15 protein-coding genes are annotated in these 16714 nt (G+C 63.5%); 7 read left to right on the top strand and 8 right to left on the bottom strand.

Annotated elements, in window-relative coordinates; genetic code table 11:
* Nucleotides 1–27: 27 nt before the first annotated feature.
* Entirely contained in the window at nucleotides 28–1146 is a 1119-nt protein-coding gene (alr, locus tag FAZ95_RS38495) for an alanine racemase (RefSeq protein WP_137337503.1), read from the bottom strand.
* 173 nt (nucleotides 1147–1319) lie between these two features.
* A complete protein-coding gene (locus FAZ95_RS38490) occupies nucleotides 1320–1910 on the bottom strand; it encodes a hypothetical protein (protein ID WP_137337502.1) in 591 nt (196 codons plus the stop codon).
* Nucleotides 1911–2163: 253 nt separating this feature from the next.
* On the opposite strand from FAZ95_RS38490, the gene FAZ95_RS38485 reads away from it, so the two are divergent.
* Together FAZ95_RS38485 and FAZ95_RS38480 are read left to right on the top strand one after the other, a co-directional pair.
* On the top strand, nucleotides 2164–2919 hold the full coding sequence (locus FAZ95_RS38485) for a carboxymuconolactone decarboxylase family protein (RefSeq protein ID WP_217497462.1): 756 nt from the start codon (nucleotides 2164–2166) through the stop codon (nucleotides 2917–2919).
* A gap of 224 nt (nucleotides 2920–3143) precedes the next feature.
* Entirely contained in the window at nucleotides 3144–3998 is an 855-nt protein-coding gene (locus tag FAZ95_RS38480) for a helix-turn-helix domain-containing protein (protein WP_137337501.1), read from the top strand.
* A gap of 34 nt (nucleotides 3999–4032) precedes the next feature.
* Here the strand turns inward: FAZ95_RS38480 and FAZ95_RS38475 are convergent, their stop codons facing one another.
* The 4 genes from FAZ95_RS38475 to FAZ95_RS38460 form a co-directional block, all read right to left on the bottom strand.
* Nucleotides 4033–4890: a hypothetical protein gene (locus tag FAZ95_RS38475; RefSeq protein ID WP_175425881.1), complete on the bottom strand. Its 858-nt coding sequence runs from the start codon at nucleotides 4888–4890 to the stop codon at nucleotides 4033–4035.
* A gap of 249 nt (nucleotides 4891–5139) precedes the next feature.
* Entirely contained in the window at nucleotides 5140–6051 is a 912-nt protein-coding gene (locus FAZ95_RS38470; RefSeq protein WP_137337500.1) for a zf-HC2 domain-containing protein, read from the bottom strand.
* Complete coding sequence (locus FAZ95_RS38465) at nucleotides 6048–6596, bottom strand: RNA polymerase sigma factor (RefSeq protein ID WP_137337499.1); 549 nt, start codon at nucleotides 6594–6596, stop codon at nucleotides 6048–6050. Before FAZ95_RS38465 ends, FAZ95_RS38470 begins: the two co-directional genes overlap by 4 nt.
* A 268-nt stretch (nucleotides 6597–6864) precedes the next feature.
* A complete protein-coding gene (locus FAZ95_RS38460) occupies nucleotides 6865–7503 on the bottom strand; it encodes a LysE family translocator (RefSeq protein ID WP_137337498.1) in 639 nt (212 codons plus the stop codon).
* A 200-nt stretch (nucleotides 7504–7703) separates the two neighbouring features.
* Here FAZ95_RS38460 and FAZ95_RS38455 point away from each other — a divergent pair, with 200 nt between their 5' ends.
* Nucleotides 7704–9917 (top strand): TonB-dependent siderophore receptor, encoded by a 2214-nt coding sequence (locus FAZ95_RS38455; protein WP_254700231.1) that lies wholly within the window; start codon nucleotides 7704–7706, stop codon nucleotides 9915–9917.
* A 27-nt stretch (nucleotides 9918–9944) separates the two neighbouring features.
* On the opposite strand, the gene nuoN is transcribed toward FAZ95_RS38455, so the two are convergent.
* Nucleotides 9945–11420 carry an NADH-quinone oxidoreductase subunit NuoN gene (gene nuoN / locus FAZ95_RS38450; RefSeq protein WP_137337497.1) on the bottom strand — a complete coding sequence of 492 codons (1476 nt, stop codon included), beginning with the start codon at nucleotides 11418–11420 and terminating at the stop codon, nucleotides 9945–9947.
* Nucleotides 11421–11625: 205 nt separating this feature from the next.
* Between nuoN and FAZ95_RS38445 the strand changes: the two genes are divergently transcribed.
* Both FAZ95_RS38445 and FAZ95_RS38440 read left to right on the top strand, forming a co-directional pair.
* The gene (locus tag FAZ95_RS38445; protein ID WP_137337496.1) at nucleotides 11626–12480 is read left to right on the top strand and encodes an urea carboxylase-associated family protein; all 855 of its coding nucleotides are present in this window, start codon (nucleotides 11626–11628) and stop codon (nucleotides 12478–12480) included.
* Nucleotides 12481–12576: 96 nt separating this feature from the next.
* The gene (locus FAZ95_RS38440) at nucleotides 12577–14211 is read left to right on the top strand and encodes an NADP-dependent glyceraldehyde-3-phosphate dehydrogenase (protein WP_137337495.1); all 1635 of its coding nucleotides are present in this window, start codon (nucleotides 12577–12579) and stop codon (nucleotides 14209–14211) included.
* A gap of 58 nt (nucleotides 14212–14269) precedes the next feature.
* Here FAZ95_RS38440 and FAZ95_RS38435 read toward each other — a convergent pair whose 3' ends face one another.
* The gene (locus FAZ95_RS38435; RefSeq protein ID WP_137337494.1) at nucleotides 14270–15007 is read right to left on the bottom strand and encodes an SDR family oxidoreductase; all 738 of its coding nucleotides are present in this window, start codon (nucleotides 15005–15007) and stop codon (nucleotides 14270–14272) included.
* A gap of 102 nt (nucleotides 15008–15109) precedes the next feature.
* Between FAZ95_RS38435 and FAZ95_RS38430 the strand changes: the two genes are divergently transcribed.
* Together FAZ95_RS38430 and FAZ95_RS38425 are read left to right on the top strand one after the other, a co-directional pair.
* Nucleotides 15110–16027 (top strand): LysR family transcriptional regulator, encoded by a 918-nt coding sequence (locus FAZ95_RS38430; protein ID WP_137337493.1) that lies wholly within the window; start codon nucleotides 15110–15112, stop codon nucleotides 16025–16027.
* Nucleotides 16028–16045: 18 nt separating this feature from the next.
* Nucleotides 16046–16702, top strand: a complete 657-nt coding sequence (locus FAZ95_RS38425) for a lysozyme inhibitor LprI family protein (RefSeq protein WP_137337492.1) — start codon at nucleotides 16046–16048, stop codon at nucleotides 16700–16702.
* Nucleotides 16703–16714: the final 12 nt, after the last annotated feature.

Raw genomic sequence — 16714 nt, 5'->3', positions numbered from 1 at the left:
AAGGCCGGGTTTCCCGGCCTTCGTGCTTTATGCCACCAGCGTTCGGCGCATGTCGTTCGACTCTCCGAGGCGGCTCGCGTCATCGATCTCGACCGGCACGCGCCGCGCCAGCGCGCACATCAGCTCGTAGCCGATCGTGCCGGACGCCTCCGCCACTTCGTCGACCTTCACTTGATCGCCCCATAGCTCGACGCGCGAGCCGATGCCTGCTGCCGGGCACGGCGTGAGGTCGACGGTCAGCATGTCCATCGATACGCGCCCGACAATCCGCGTGCGGATGCCGTCGACCGCGATCGGTGTGCCGGTCGGCGCGTGGCGCGGATAGCCGTCGGCATAGCCGCACGCGACCACGCCGATGCGCATCTCGCGTTCGGTTTGGAAGGTTCGTCCGTAGCCGATGGTTTCGCTGGGCGCCAACGTCTGAACGCCGATGATCTTGCTCGTCAGCGACATCGCCGCGCGCAGCGGGAAGCCCGTGACATGCCGCACCGAGCCCGTCGGCGACGCGCCGTACAAGATCGTGCCGGGCCGCACCCAGTCGCGGTGCGCTTGCGGATGCCAAAGCACCGCCGCCGAGTTCGAGAGGGAACGCGTGCCGGGGAGGTCTTTCGTGGCTGCGTCGAACTCGTCGACTTGCCAATCGATGGCGCCGTCGTCGGCGTTCGCGAAGTGGCTCATCAGGCCGATCTCGCCGATCGCCGCCATCTCCCGCGCACGTTGCCATGCTTGCACGTAGGCGCCGGGCCGATAGCCCAAGCGGTTCATGCCGGAATTCATTTTCAGTTGGATGTCGATCGGCCGGCTCGGCTTCGCGGCCGTCAGCAGATCGAGCTGCTCGTCGCAATGGACGGCGACGGTCAGGCGATGCGCGTCGGCGATCTCGACGTCACGGGGCTCAAAGACCCCTTCGAGCAGCAGCACCGGCTTTGTCCAGCCGAGCTCTCGCACGCGCACGGCTTCATCGAGATCGAGCAGCGCGATGCCGTCGGCTTTGGACAGTGCGGGGTAAATCCGCTCGATGCCGTGGCCATAGGCGTTCGCTTTGACGACGGCCCAGACGCGCGAGTTTGGCGCGCTCTCTTTCGCAAGCTGGAGATTGTGACGGACCGAATCAGGGTGAATGCGGGCGAGGATCGGACGTGGCATGGGCGTACCTTGGCTGGTGAAAGCGGTGCCTTGCGGACCGTTTCAGAGAGTCTGCCGATTCAAGAGCGGCTGGTGGTTTCCGCAATATTATTGGTTCGCATCCAGTTCTTGTTAATGTATTTTTTAATGTTTTTGGTTGTAAGAACTAACGCGAACAATGCGCCCGATGCTGCTCACCGCGCGATTCGGCGAGCCTGACGCGGCAGCACGATGTACATGCCCCAAGCGATGTACATCAGCACGGCAAGCAGATGGACGCCGCGATACGGAAGCGGGGCGGTCAGCCAGCCGACGACGAAGTCTCCGAGTGTCGTCCAGGCCATGGTGGTGAGTCCGAGCAGGGTTGCGTGCTTGAAGCTGAACGGGATAGGTGTGGCGAGCGCATGCGCGTCAAACGCTTTGTACACCACATAGCCCACGAGCGGCGGACAGACGACCCACAGCGCCACGATGATCGGGCCAATCCAAACCAGGCCCATTGCAACCAGCCTGACCCACTCCGGCGCATGCATGACCTGATCCGGCATCGACGTGAGGACTTTGAGCGCAAGGGAAGGCGTCATCATCCAGGCGATCGCGCTGATGGGAAATACGACGAGCGTCTGCCGCCAAAAGCACGACCACCACAGCCACAAGCGCCGCACGGTACTCATCGGCGGCGAGAGCTGGAACACGGTGTTGCGATCCTGATGCAGGACCGAATGCACGGCGAGAGCGGCAAGCAAGATCGCGCAGCCCAACGCGGCCCAGCTCCAGTAGGTCATCTGAAAGTGCGGTGGCGCTTGTCTCGCAGTCGAGAAATTTTGCAGATGATGCGCTATGTAATCTGATGGGTCCATGCGAATGCGGGTTCGGCAGGGGTCCGAGTCAGCTTAGCAAGCGCGGCGCGCTGGAGGGGCCCAAATTGCGAAGTTGTGTCTATTTTTTGGCATTGCTCGTTGAACTCAGGCTGGCGTCGTTCGTGTTGACTCATATCGCGACCATTTCGTTTTCGCCAGGAAAGACAGTTTTAAGTACGTGCGTATCAATCAGGTCGACTGGATGATGCAGACTGCCGGCTACAGGATCTCGCTCGATCAAGACGAAATCCTGCATACGTTAACGTCATTTGCACTTTCGACAAGTTTCGCCTGTGCACAACGAGACGACATTCCGACAACCATCCGCTTATCGATAAGCGATCCTTATCACATAGGATGCATCATGCGTTTGCCGTTACTCTCCCCGTCGAGCCTTTCCGGCGATCAGAAGGAGCTCTACGACAGCATCATGACTGTCGTGAACGAAGCCTTCGGAAGCTTTACCGTTCGGAATCAGGACGGCGCCCTGCTTGGCCCGTTCAACCCGATGCTGCACTTCCCCGCATTCGGCAAAGCGGCCTGGGCCATGAACAAGACGATGTACGACCACACGACGCTGCCGAATTCCGTACTGCAAGTGGCGGTACTCGTCACCGGGACTCGGCTCGGGGCGCGGTTTCAGATCTATGGCCATGAACGGATGGCGCTTGCCTCCGGCGTGCCGGCTGAAAAAATCGCGACGATCGTCGCGGGAGAGCGCCCGACAGACCTGACCCGAGAAGAAGCGGTCGCTTACGACGTGGCGGCCGCGTTGAACCGCGGCGCCCGCCTGCCGGAATCGCTCTACAACGCCGGCGTGGAAACGTTCGGCAAAGAGGGCATGGCGGAAATCATCTTCCTCGTCGGCTGCTTCCATCTGGTCGCGATCATTCTCAACGGTTACGACGTTCCGGTACCCGATACCGACGATTGAAAGGCGATCCGTTTCTATTACATGTCAGGTAATTGGCGCGCAGTGCCCTACTGAATATTCTTCATTCACCGCGCAATGCTTTCGGATGCGCATTCACTGTAAGCGACGCGTCATGTCAGCCTATCCCATCCACACGAGTTCACTCAGCGGCAGGGCGTATCCTTACCGGCATCACTCGATCGATGCAATGATCCTCAACCTTCCCTACTTGGGCGCAAAGGCCGATGAAAACCGCAGAGCCCGACACACACGCCATGTCTAGTGATCTCGGCGCGCTGCTGCGTCATTGGCGAGATGTGCGCGGCACGAGTCAGCTGGATCTGTCGCTCGATGCGGGCGTTTCGCAGCGGCATATCAGTTTCATCGAAAGCGGACGCAGCGTGCCGAGCCGCCAGATGCTGATCGACATTGCTCAGGCGCTCGACATCCCGCTGCGCGAGCGCAATACGCTGCTATTGGCGGCGGGGTATGCGCCGATGTATCCCGAAGCGCCCTGGAACGCGCAGGAGATGCAGGGCATCACCAAAGCGCTTGGGCGCATCTTGCGACAGCACGAGCCGTTTCCGGCCGTCGTCATGGATCGGTACTGGAACGTTTTGATGACCAATGAATCCGCGCCGCGCTTCTTCAATTGCTTCTGCGATATGGCCGCGCGCAAGGGGCCGCGCAACATGCTGCATCTCATGTTCGATCCGGACGGCCTGCGTCCGGTTGTTGCCGATTGGGAAGCGGTGGCAAAGAGCCTGATACAGCGCGTGCATCGTGAATCGGTGGGTCGCGTGATCGACGGCGAGACGCAGCAGTTGCTTGCCGCGCTGCTCGCCTATCCGGACGTGCAAGCGGAGTGGCGGTCTCGGGGCGTTTTGAGTGCGCCAGCCGCGGCGTCCGCCCTGCCGGTGATACCGCTCGGTTTCGTCAAGGACGGCGAGGTCCTCAATTATTTTTCGATGGTCACGAGTGTGGGGACGCCGATCAGCGTCGCCGCGCAGGAATTGCGTATCGAATGCATGTTCCCTGCAGACGACGAGACTGAGGCCCGTCATCTGCAGATGATGGAACAGTACTCAAACGAGCATTGAGCGTTCGCGTCGAGTGGGTGAGTCGGGAATTCGTTTACTCCCAACCGCCATACCCAGCCATCTGCTGCACCGGGTAGCCATAGCCATAGCGAACCGTGTACGTGCGCCGATAGCGAGGCGCCCAGTACGCGGTCCGATAGACCGGATACGCAACCGGTCGCGCGATCGTCACCACGGGCTGCATCACGGCTTGAACCGGGGGCTGCGGCACGTAAGCGGCCTGCGCGTACACCGGCACATATTGATACGCCTGCGGGGGCGGAGGCGGCGGCGGTTCATACGCCTCTTCTTGATACGCAGGCTCCTGATACTCCTGCGTGACCTCTTCATAGGCGGGTGCGGCGGCGTACTGCGGCGCGGGTTGATAGCGCGGCGCTTGCTGCGGCGGGGCGGGCGGCGCGTACTGCGGCTGCTGATACGCTTGTTGATACTGAGGCTGCGCTTGCTGGTATTGAGGCTGCGCTTGCTGGTATTGAGGCTGCGCTTGAGGTTGCGGCGGCAGCGCGCGCTGTGCGACCTGAGTCTTTTGCACCGGCACGACCCGCGCGTTGTCCTCTCCCGGCGGCACACCTTCGGGCAGCGGCGGCATGAGTTGCGACGACGTTTGCTGCGGCGGGTGCTTCAATTGATCGCGCAGCGACGAATACGTTTCGGCGTCTTCTTTCGCGCGTGCGTTGTAGCCGTTGTGATAGGCGTCGCTCAAGTCCTTGAGGCGCGCGGTGTTTTCTTCGTCGGCGGTCATTTGCTCTTCGCCCGGATCGAGCGATGCATTGGTCACGCCGCCGTTCTCGTAGGCCGCTTTCGGACCATCGGCCAGCGCGGGCGCCGATTGCAGCGCACCCGTCAACGACACCAGTGCCATCGACACCCCAAGCGCCAATTTCATTCCCATGATTTCACCTCGTTTCGCTATGCGACGACGGGAATGGTGACCGGCGACCGCCGGATGCCGCGCAGGCTTTTACCTCAAGCCTTCGATTCCGCCGCGTCCCTGCGATATCGGCGTCTTTCTTGAGTTCTGAAGGGAAATATTTGTGACTAAGGGAATGTCCGATGCTGCGTGATCGCTGAATCGTGAGCAGCACCAAAGCGAGCGCTTCGTTAAGCGCCTCGTTAAGCACTTTAAGAATGAAAGGCACGCTTAACCGAGGAAGCTCAAACCCAAAGCATCAGCCTGCCCGATGAGTTCGCCGACGCCGTGACCGGAGATGCGCTTGCCTAACTCAGTGAGGTCGACGTCGCTGCTTTTAGCGAGCAGCACATAGCCGAGATTGGCTTGCCGCCACGTGACCACGTTCATGCCGCTGATGCGCTGCGCGGCCACCGTCTGATCCGGTTTCGCGTCCTTGATGATGCACAGTGCGACGGGGGGGCCTTGCTCTGGCAGGTATTCGATCTGGATCACGCGGCGATCGTTGAAATTGAGCCGCTGCACGCGCTTGAGCGTGAGTCCGGCATCGCTCAAGTCGGGGACGTTAAGCGCGATACCGTCGTCGCTGCGCACGACACTCGAGATTTGCTTGAGCGCGTCGGCATCGAGGGTCGCGTTGGCAAGCGTTTCCCGCCCATACATCGCTTGATAACCGACGACCGCCTTGACCCACGGCAACGCGTTCGCGGACGCGATCGTCGTATCCGCCGTCGAATTCAAGCCGGGCGTGAAGCGCAACACGGCGCCATAGCAAAAGACGCCCGCCACGAACGCCACCGCGAGCCACATCGGCGCGACGCGCAGCCGCGAGCGGACCGGCGCCGACGGCGGCAATTGCGCGTCGTGCTTCAGCACCGGATCGTTGGCGCTTTTATCTTCCGCTACAGCATCGGCCGCGTGCTGCCGCGTCATGTCCTCGATCGCTTTCTTCAAGCTCTCGGGGACAGGCGGCAATTTCTGCTTGGCGAACGCATCGCCATACGGCAGGCGCGATGCTTCGAAAAGCGCGACGCGCTCCGCCACCTCCGCCGACGCGGCCATCTGCTTCTCGACTTCCTGGCGCTCTTCCGCCGGCAACTCGCCGTCGACATACGCCATCAGCAAGATGTCGTCCGTTTTCATGAGAACGAGCCCTCGCTTCTTTCCCCGTTTTTCACTTTCTTTTCTTCCCGCGTCCCGAACAGCAGGCCGATGGTCTGACGCGCTCGTGAGAGACGGCTCATGATCGTGCCGATGGGTACGTCGAGCGCTTCGGCCGCTTCGCTATAACTAAGACCTTCCACCGCCACGAGCAGCATGACGACACGCTGCGCCTCCGGCAATCGTTCAACCGCGCTTACGATCTGTCCCATCATCACGTTGTTTTCCGGCGTGCGCGCGGCAGGATCGGCGACGGTTTCGAGCAGGCTCTCGTCCCATTCCGCACCCGTGCGGCTGCGCACGGAGCGTGCCCGAATCTCGTTGATCCACGTAGTGTGGACAATCGCAAACATCCAACTGAGAGGCGACGTGCCGGGCTGAAGCTGATGCGTGCGCTCGAGCGCGCGCACGCATGCGCGCTGCACGAGATCTTCAGCGTCGTGCCTGTCGCCTGACAGACGAAGTGCAAATGCCCACAGCCGCGGCAGCATCTCAGGAAGCATGCTCGGTAAATCTACGCCGGTCATCGACAGAGGTCCTGGTGTGTCCCTTGAATCGCTTGCGTGACTCGGCGTGAAGCAATACCGGTCTGGCTGCTTGGTATGTATAGACAATAGCGTTCGAGTGTAGCCTCTGGCAAAGAAAACTTCATGGCTTTGGGTTTGCCTTATGAAAACGCTTGAAGCTAAGAAATATTCCTTCCTGCTTTGATACGCGATTCAGACGACACGATGCATGCGTGTGCGAAGCGGAGGTCTGGCATTGCGAATGCATTAGGGCCGGGTCGTCAGCCGGTCAAATCCCCCGCTTGAACGCCGTAAACATCAACCGCAGCCCCAGCGCGGCGATCGCGCCCGACGCGATGCGGTCGATCCCCGTCTTCCAGCTCAGATAGATTTCCCGCGGACGCCGGCTCGAAAAGCACAGCGCGACCACCGTGTACCAGCCGGCTTCGATCGTGAACACGGCGGGCGGAAGCGTGAAGTAAGCCCACAGCGGCGGATGCTGCGGCAGCAGCGCCGCGAAGATGCTGCCGTAGAAGATGGCCGTCTTCGGGTTGCTCAACTGCGTGCTGAGCCCGATCCAGAACGACTTGCGCGCGTTTTCATGGCCGGCCGCGCGCTCGTTCTTGAACTCGAGCGGCGTGGCCGCGCCGCGCCAGATTCGCGTCGCCATGTAGACGAGGTAAGCGCCGCCCGCCACCTTGAGGCCGGCGTACAGCCACTCGACCGACTGCAGCAGCGAGTACAGCCCGACCAGCGCGAGGCTGCTGAAGCAGACGCCGCCGATCCCCATCCCCAGCGCCGTCGCCAGTCCGTCGCGCCGCGACAGGCCGATCGCGTTTCTCGCGACCATGATGAAGCTCGGTCCCGGGCTCATGGCGCCCACCAGCAGCGTGGCCAGAATGGTGGCGATCGCGGTTGTTGCGTTCATGCGTTGTCTCCTGAGGGGCAAAGCTGGCAGGGTCGCGGACCAGCGCGAACCGAGTCCGCCATTGTGCCCCTGGCCGCCCGGCTCAGGTAAGCGCAGTTGTCCGTCGTAAGCCTTCAGAAATATTGTTATTGAGAATAATTCCCATTACGGATAATATCCGACCCCTTGAAAATTACATCTGCAATGCGGGAGTCGGGTATATGAAGGGTTGGCAACGGCGCGGCCGGCGCCGGCGCGTGGCGTGTCTCGGGTCGCTGATCGTGTCGCAGGGCTTGTTGCTGTCGGCGGCGCGGCATGCGCTCGCGCAGGAAACCGCTACGGGGGCCGCCGCCGGTGCCGGTCAAGCGACAGCGGCGGTCGAGGCCGCTCACACGCTGACCGAAGTCACCGTGCAGGGCGCGAGGGCGGTCGACGAGGTCGGCTACCAGCCGCGGCGCGCCTCGGTCGCGACGCGCACGGACACGCCGCTCGTCGACGTGCCCCAGGCCGTCAACGTGGTGACGCAGCAATCGATCGAGGACCGCGCGCCCGCGAGCCTCGCCGATGCCCTCGACGCCGTGCCGGGCGTGCGCATGGGCAACACGCTCGGCGGCACGCTCGACGCGATCGTCAAGCGCGGCTTCGGCGACAACCGCGACAACTCGATCCTGCGCGACGGCATGCAGTCGGTGCAGCCGCGCAATTTCACGCCGACGACCGAGCGCATCGAGGTGCTTAAGGGGCCGGCGTCGATGCTGTACGGCATCCAGGACCCCGGCGGCATCATCAACGTGGTGACGAAGAAGCCGCAGCTGGACTTCGCGGGCAGCGTCTCCGGATTCGGGAGCAACTATGGCGGAGGCGGCGCGCAAGTCGACCTGACCGGGCCCATCGGCACCTCGGGGCTCGCTTATCGCTTCATCGCCGATCACCAGCGCGTCGACTACTGGCGCAATTTCGGCCAGACGCGCCAGGACGTGATCGCGCCGTCCCTCGCCTGGTACGGCCGCGACACGACGGTGCTCGTCGCCTATGAGCACATGAGCTACTCGGTGCCGCTCGACCGCGGCACGATCATCGATCCGCGCACGGGCAACCCGGCGGCGATCCCGGCGACGGAACGCCTCGACGAGCCCTACAACGTGTCGACGGGGCGCTCGGACGCCGTCAACCTGCGCATCGATCACAAGCTCGCGAACGACTGGACGCTGCACTTCGGCTACGGCTTCAACCGCACGTACTACAACGACTGGCAGGCGCGCGTGCTGAGCGCGAACTTCAATACGGGCTACCTGACGCGTCGCGTGGACTCGACGCAGAACGCGACGCAAACCGTGCACAACGTGACGCTGAACGTCGAGGGCAAGCTGCGGATCGCCGGCTTCGACAACGACCTGCTTGCCGGCGTCGACTACATGCACAACTACCGCCTGCTCGGCGAGCTCTATCGCGGCAAGAACAACTCGACGTTCAACCTGTACGCGCCGGTGTACGGACTGCTGCCGCAGACGAGCACGCTGTCGAACGCCGACAGCGACCAGACCGACAAGCTGATCTCGCGCGGCGCGTTCATTCAGGATTCGCTGCATTTGAGCGATCGCTGGATCGTGCTCGGCGGGCTGCGCTACGAATCGTTCGACGAGCTCACCGGCAAGGGCCGGCCGTTTGTCGTCGGCTCGCACGTCGACGCGGGCAAAGTCGTGCCGCGTGCGGGCGTCGTCTACAAGATCGATCCGAACTGGTCGCTCTATGCGAGCTACAGCGAATCGTTCCGGCCGAACACGTCGATTGCGCAACCGATCGGCGACTTGCCGCCGGAGGAGGCGAAGGCGTATGAGGTCGGATCGAAGTACGTGTCGCGCAACTTGACCGCGAGCGTCGCGCTTTTCGACATCCACAAGAAAAACATCCAGACGACCGAGACCATCGGCGGGATCAACTACACGCGCAACGCGGGGCGCGCGTATTCGCGCGGCGTCGAGCTCGAGATGAACGGCAAGCTCACTGACAAGTGGAGCGTGATCGGCAGCTACGCGTACACCGAGGCGCGCTATCAGGACGATCCGAAGATCGCGGGCAACCCCCTGCCGAACGCGCCGAAGCACGAGGCCGCACTGTACTTGACGCGCGATTTCGGCGTGATCGGCTCGGGCCCGGTGAGCGGCCGGCTGCGCGCGGGCGCGGGCGGCCGCGTGTTCAGCAGTCTCGCGGTCGGGGACGGCACGGGCAAGGTGTATCGCCTGCCGTGGGGGCATGTGGCCGATGCGTTCGTCGCGTGGGACTCGCGCATTTTCGGGCGCACGATCGACTGGCAGTTCAACGTGAATAACGTGTTCAACTCCACGTATTACACGTCGAGTTGCTGCACGGGCCTGCCGTTCGTGACGATCGGAGCGGCGCGTGAATTCCGGTTCAGCGGGCGGCTGGAGTTTTGAGGGGGCGCCCACTTCGAGGCGCGTGGATCAAAACGCTAACGTGTCCGAGATCGCCTTCAAGCAGACCGCCATCAGCCCGCCCGGAACGATGCCGAGCACCAGCACGGCCACCCCGTTCAGCGCCAGGATCGTGCGGCTGCCGGCGCCTTCCAGAATCGGCGCCGTGTCGTGCGGCGTGTCGAAGTACATCAGCTTGACGATGCGCAGGTAGTAGAACGCGCCGAACAGCGACGTGATCACGGCCAGCACCGCGAGCCACACAAGGCCGGCGTTCAACGTCGCTTCGAGCACGGCGAGTTTCGAATAGAAGCCGGCCGTGGGCGGAATGCCGGTGAGCGAAAACATCATGATCATCATCACGAACGCGAACACGGGGCTGCGCTTGTTCAAGCCCTTGAAGTCGTCGAGCGTCTGCGCTTCGAAATCGCGGCGCGCGAGCAGCATGATCACGCCGAACGTGCCCGTCGTCGTCAGCAGATACACGATGCTGTAAAACATCGCCGAACCGTAGGCGCCGGCCGCGCCGGCGGCCTTGCCGTCGACGACGCCCGCCAGGAGTCCCAGCAGCACGAAGCCCATGTTCGAAATCGCCGAATACGCCAGCATCCGTTTGACGTTGAACTGAACGATCCCCGTGATGTTGCCGACGATCATCGACAGCGCCGCCAGAATCACCAGCATCTGCTGCCAGTCGACGGCGAGCGGCAGCAAGCCCATCACCAGGAAGCGCAGCCCCCACGCGAACGCCGCCGCTTTCGGTCCCCCGCCGACGAAGAGGGTCATCGCAGTCGGCGCGCCCTGATAGACGTCGGGCACCCACATATGAAACGGCACGGCGCCCATCTTGAAGGCCACGCCCGCGACGATGAAAACGACGCCGAACAGCAGCACGGCATTGTTGACGCGGCCCGAGGCCACCGTCTTCAGGACTTCGTTCAAGTCGAGCGAGCCCGTCGCGCCGTAGAGCATCGAGATGCCGTACAGCAGGAAACCCGTCGCCAATGCACTAAGCACGTAGTACTTCATCGCGGCTTCGTTCGAGGTCGCGACCTCGCGGCGCAGCGCGACCATCGCGTACAGCGGCAATGACATCAGCTCGAGGCCGAGGTAGAGCATCAGGAAGTGGTTGCCCGAGATCATGATCAGCTGGCCGAGCAGCGAGAACAGGGCGAGCAGGAACACGTGGTCGCGGAACAGCTCTCGATCTTCGAGGTAGCGGCGCGAATAGACGAGCGTGACAGCGAAGCCGAGCGTCACGGCGGCTTTCATTACGCTGGCGAACGGATCGACGACGATCGTCCGCGAGAAGAAAAAGTACTGGTGCGGGTCCAGTGATTGGAACGCGAACGCCAAACCCGCGGCGGTCGACGACCACAGTGAGATGAGATAAGTCAGACGCCGGTTGGTGGCTTCGGACCAGAAGTCGCCTGTCCGGGAGGCGATCACGATGGCGAGCACGATGAGCCCGTCGGGAAACAGCACATGCATCGGTGCGCTTTGCATGATGGGGATGGCTCTTTCGGTGGAGGGATCGGGACTGGCCGACGTTTGCGCCTAATGGTACCGAACGCGGCTATGCCATTGAAAAGTCTATTGTTCCTGCGTGGAATTTCAACTGGAACGCCGTGGAGTCTTGCCGCTCCGCGGGTGTGATCATGACCGTGCCGAACTACACTAACAAGACGTCAGGCCAAGGAGGAGATCGACCATGCTCAACTATCCCGCCGCGTATCAGGTCACGAAGGGCTCCGCGCTCGACGTCGACCGCGACTTCTACCGCCGCATCGCGTCGCGGCACGACACGCGCAAGCTCGTCGAATCGATCGTCGTGCCGATCCGCTCGGGCCAAGCCTGGACGGTGCCGGCCGGCCACGTGTTCCGGATCGTCACGATCGAAGGCCCGCAGGTCGCCGACCTCAACATGTGGAACCGGCACGATCCGCGCGAGCGCTTTTGGGCGTCGCGCACGCGGCAGTTGCAGCAGGCCCATGTGAGCACGTTCGACCGCCTGTGGTCCACGCTGCCGTTCCTGCGCCCGATGGTGACCATTACCGACGACACGCTCGCGAACTACGGCGTCGATGAGCACGGCGGCCGCGTGCACGACCTGCTCGGCACGCGCTGCGATCCGTATGTGAACCGGATGCTGACCGGCGAGGACTTTCATTTCCACTGCCATTCGAACCTGACGCGCGCAATCCTGCCTTACGGCTTGACGGAGTTCGACGTGCACGACGTGCTCAACGTCTTTCAATGCACGGGCCTCAATCTGGACGACCAGTACTTCATGAAGGCATGCCCGGCGAAGCAGGGCGACTATCTCGAGTTCTTCGCGGAGATCGACTTGCTGTGCGCGCTGTCGACTTGCCCGGGCGGCGATTTGTCGGTGCCGATGTGGGGGCCCGACGCGCGCGATCCGCTCGACGTGTGCCGGCCGCTGGGGATCGAGGTGTATCGCCTCGCGCCCGAAATGCTCGTCGGATGGAAATCGCCGGAAGTCGCCGAGTATCGCGGGCTGCATGGGCTGAAGGCCGAGGTGCCCGATTGGAAGAAGGGCGGTTGATATTTTTGCCGGCCCCGGCCGAATGGCGCTTTGCGCGCCTCCAATTGGCGTTAGCATGGCTCCGAAGTCCGACAACCCTCACGCGGAGCGACGCCCATGATCACGTTTGACGACTTGAAGCAGCTCTTTCCCGAAGCAGGCCAAGTGCCGGAGGCGGCCGGCATGCCGGCTCCGATTCATCAGCGCGTGTCACTCGTCGACGGCGAACTCAAATCGTGGGACGGCCAGTGCAAGACGGTGCTGTCTCCGGTCTGCGTGCGCGCGGCGTCCGGCGAGGTCGAGCAGGTCGAAATCGGCAGCTACCCGGTCATGGGCGAGTCCGAGAGCGACGCCGCGCTCGATGCCGCCGTGCGCGCCTACGACCACGGCCGCGGCGAATGGCCGACGATGACCGTCGCGCAGCGCATTGCCTGCATGCAGGATTTCATCCGGCAAATGGCCGCGCGGCGCAAGGAGGTCGTGAACCTCATCATGTGGGAAATCGGCAAGAGCGCGGCCGATTCGGCCAAGGAGTTCGATCGCACCATCACCTACATGGTGCAGACGATCGACGCGCTCAAGGATCTCGACAACAGCAACTCGCGCTTCGTCATCAACGAGCACACGATCGGCCAGATCCGCCGCACGCCGCTAGGCGTCGTGCTGTGCATGGGGCCGTACAACTATCCGCTCAACGAGACGTTCGCGACGCTGATCCCCGCGCTGCTGATGGGCAACACGGTGGTGTTCAAGCCGCCGCAATACGGCACGCTGCTGTTCGAGCCGCTGCTCGACGCGTTCCGCACCGCGTTCCCGAAGGGCGTGATCAATACGATCTACGCGCCGGGTGCCGTCGTGGTGCCGCACATGCTCGCGTCCGGCAAGATCGACGTGCTCGCGTTGATCGGCTCGAGCAAGGTCGCCGATCACTTGAAGAAGCAGCATCCGAAGTCGCACCGGCTGCGCGCGATCCTCGGGCTCGACGCGAAGAACGCCGCGATCGTGCTGCCCGACGCCGATCTCGAGTTGACCGTGAAGGAGTGCCTGCTCGGCGCGCTGTCGTTCAACGGACAGCGCTGCACGGCGCTCAAGATGCTGCTCGTCCATCGGTCGATCGTCGAGCCGTTCTTGAAGCGCTTCGTCGAGGAGCTCGGCAAGCTCAAGGTCGGCATGCCGTGGGAGGCGGGCGTCAACATCACCCCGCTGCCCGGCATGCACCGCACCGCCTACATGACCGCGGCCATCGACGATGCGAAGGCCAAGGGCGCAACGGTGGTGAACGAAAGCGATGGCGGCGGCGTGTTCTGCAAGACGCTGTTCTATCCGGCGGTGGTCTATCCGGTGACCGAAGGCATGATGCTCTACCGCGAGGAGCAATTCGGGCCGCTCATTCCCGTGGCGCCGTTCGACGACCTCGAAACGGCCCTCGACTACGTGATCACGTCCGATCACGGCCAGCAGGTCAGCATCTTCGGACAGAACCCGGAGCAGATCGGCGAACTGGTCGATCCGCTGGTGAACCAGGTGTGCCGCGTGAACCTGAACTGCCAATGTCAGCGCGGGCCCGATACGTTCCCGTTCGCGGGGCGCAAGGATTCGGCCGAAGGCACGCTCTCGGTGACCGACGCGCTGCGCTGTTTCTCGATCCGCTCGATGGTCGCGGCGAAGGAAACCGACGCGAGCAAAGCGCTGCTCGATTCGATCGTCAACCATCATCAATCGAAGTTCATCAACACCGGGTTCATTCTTTGACGAGGCGAGGGAAAGCCGTGACTTGCGCGACGGCTTTCCCGATCCACCCCGGCGCGGCTTAAAGCTGGCTCATCCCGCCGTCGGCGATGATCTCCGTGCCGACGATGAACGCCGATTCGCTCGAGGCGAGATGCAGCACCGTCGCGGCGATTTCCTCCGACGTGCCGAAGCGGCCGAGCGGAATCTGGCTTTGCATCGCCGCCGCCGTGTCCGCATCGAGGCCGAGCTTCACATGAAGCGGCGTGGTCACCGGGCCGGGGCTGACCACGTTGACGCGCACGCCGCGCGGCAGCAGTTCGGCGGAAAGCGTTTTGGCGAACGTGTTCAGCGCGGCCTTGCTCGCCGCATAGACCGACGACGCCGGCATGCCGATGTGCGCGTTGATGGACCCGTTGAGCACGATCGACGCGCCTCGATTGAAGAGCGGCAGGAGCGCCTGGATCTGGAAGTACGCGCCCTTGACGTTGCTGTCGAAAGTCTCGTCCCAGAGCGACTCGGTGACGTCGGGAAACGGCGCGAACTTGGCAACGCCCGCGTTGATGAACACGGCGTCGAGGCGGATGCCTTCGGCGTCGAGCGTGCGGGCCAGCTCGCGTGCCGCGGCCACCGTGCCGGCCACGTTCTGCACGGCGAGCGCGCGCTCGCCGAGCGTGGCCTTTGCCGCTGCGAGCGTCGTGCTGTCGCGGCCCGTGATGACGACGCGCGCGCCTTCCGCCGCGAAGGCTTGCGCCGCTGCGAGGCCGATGCCGCTGTTGCCGCCGGTGACGAGGACGGTTTTTCCAGTGAAGCGTGACATGATGTTCTCCTTGAACAAAATCGAATGAGTGAGCCCATGATGGACGCGCCGGACGCGTTTGCCATACGATGTGCGCGATGAACTCGTTCGAAGGAGTCGAACATGTTGTCGGAAGACGAATTGGCGCTGCTCGAAGCGATCCGCGAGAGCGGCAGCCTGTCGCGCGCGGCGGCGCGGCTGGGCAAAGCGCCGTCGACCGTCTCGCACGCCGCGCGCCAGCTCGAAGCGCGCTTCGACGCGCTGCTGTTCGACCGCCGGCGCTACCGCCTGCAGCTGACGCCGGCGGGGCATCTGCTCGTCGACGAGGCGGGGCGGCTCATGCAGGACGTCGCTCGCCTCACGCAGCGCGTGAAGCAGGTGGCGAGCGGCTGGGAAGACCGTCTGTGGATCGTGACCGACGAGCTGCTGGAGTTCGAGTTGCTGATTCCGGTGATCCGCACGTTCGATGCGCTCGATTCCGGCGTCAAGCTGCGTGTCACGCACGAGGTGTTGGGCGGCACCTGGGAGGCGCTGCGCGACGGCCGCGCGGACTTGATCGTCGGCGCGACCAACGAGCCGCCCGCCATTCCGGGCCTGCGCTGGTTCGAACTGGGCGCAATCGAGTGGGTGTTCGCGGTGTCGTCGCGTCATCCGCTGGCGGGCGTCGATGGGCCGCTCGTGCGCGAGCAGATCGCGCAGCATCGCGCCGTGGCGGTGGCCGATTCGGCGCGCGTCTCCGGCGCGCGCGCGTATGGCATGCTCGGCGGGCAAGCGGCGCTCGCCGTGCCGTCGATGCATGCGAAGATCGTCGCGCAGCGCGACGGGCTCGGCGTCGGCTGGCTGCCGCGCCATCGCGTGGCAGCGCTGCTCAAGCGCGGCGATTTAGTGGAAAAACGCACCGCCGATCCGCGCGAGCCCAACGTGTTGTATGTGGGATGGCGCGGCGATCGCGAAGGACGCGCGCTGCAATGGTGGCTGGAGCAACTGCGGCAGCCGCGCCTCGCCAAGCGGCTTGTGCAAGGGATGGACGTGTTTGCCTGAGAGACCCCAAGGACTTAGATGAAAAAACTCCTCTTCCTGGTGCTGTTGCTGCCGTCGCTGGCATCGGCGGCGGGCTTCGATTGCTCGAAGGCAAAGTCGCCTACCGAGCAACGCATCTGCGCCGATCCCTTGCTGACCAAGATGGACCGCGAGTTGAGCGACGCTTACGAGAGCGTGCTCAAAACCACCGACGCCAACGGCGCCTGGAAAGCCGACCAGCTCGCATGGCTCGACGAGCGCAACCGCTGCGGAACCGACAATGGCTGCCTGCGCCAGCAATACTCGGAGCGCCTCACAGTGCTGCACGCCGGCAAGCAGCCGTTTCAGTGGGACGCGCACTGGTGGCGCGTGGATTCGAGCGGCATGGCGGCGTCGGTGCTGGTCATTCGCGACGTCACGAAGGGCGCGTTCGAGTTCGAATTCAGCGCATGGGCCGGTGCGAACTCGGGCGAATTGCTGGGCAAGGCATCGCTCGTTGCGGAAGACACGGCGCGTTACGCCGGCGACGCGGACAGCGACACGGAGGGCTGCGTGCTGACCTTCAAGCGCGTGCTGAACCGTCTCGAGGTGGACCAGAAAGGCGATGCGCCCACGTGCGGCGCCGGGCATGATGTTTTCTACGACGGCACTTACGTGGCCGCCGATCGCGATCCGAACACCGCGCCGGATCGCTAAGCCCGCCGCGAA

It is taken from the genome of Trinickia violacea, from assembly GCF_005280735.1.
GTDB classification, from domain to species: Bacteria; Pseudomonadota; Gammaproteobacteria; order Burkholderiales; family Burkholderiaceae; genus Trinickia_A; species Trinickia_A violacea.
Note: the sequence above shows the minus strand (reverse complement) of the source record. Positions and strands in the feature narration are given on the sequence as shown.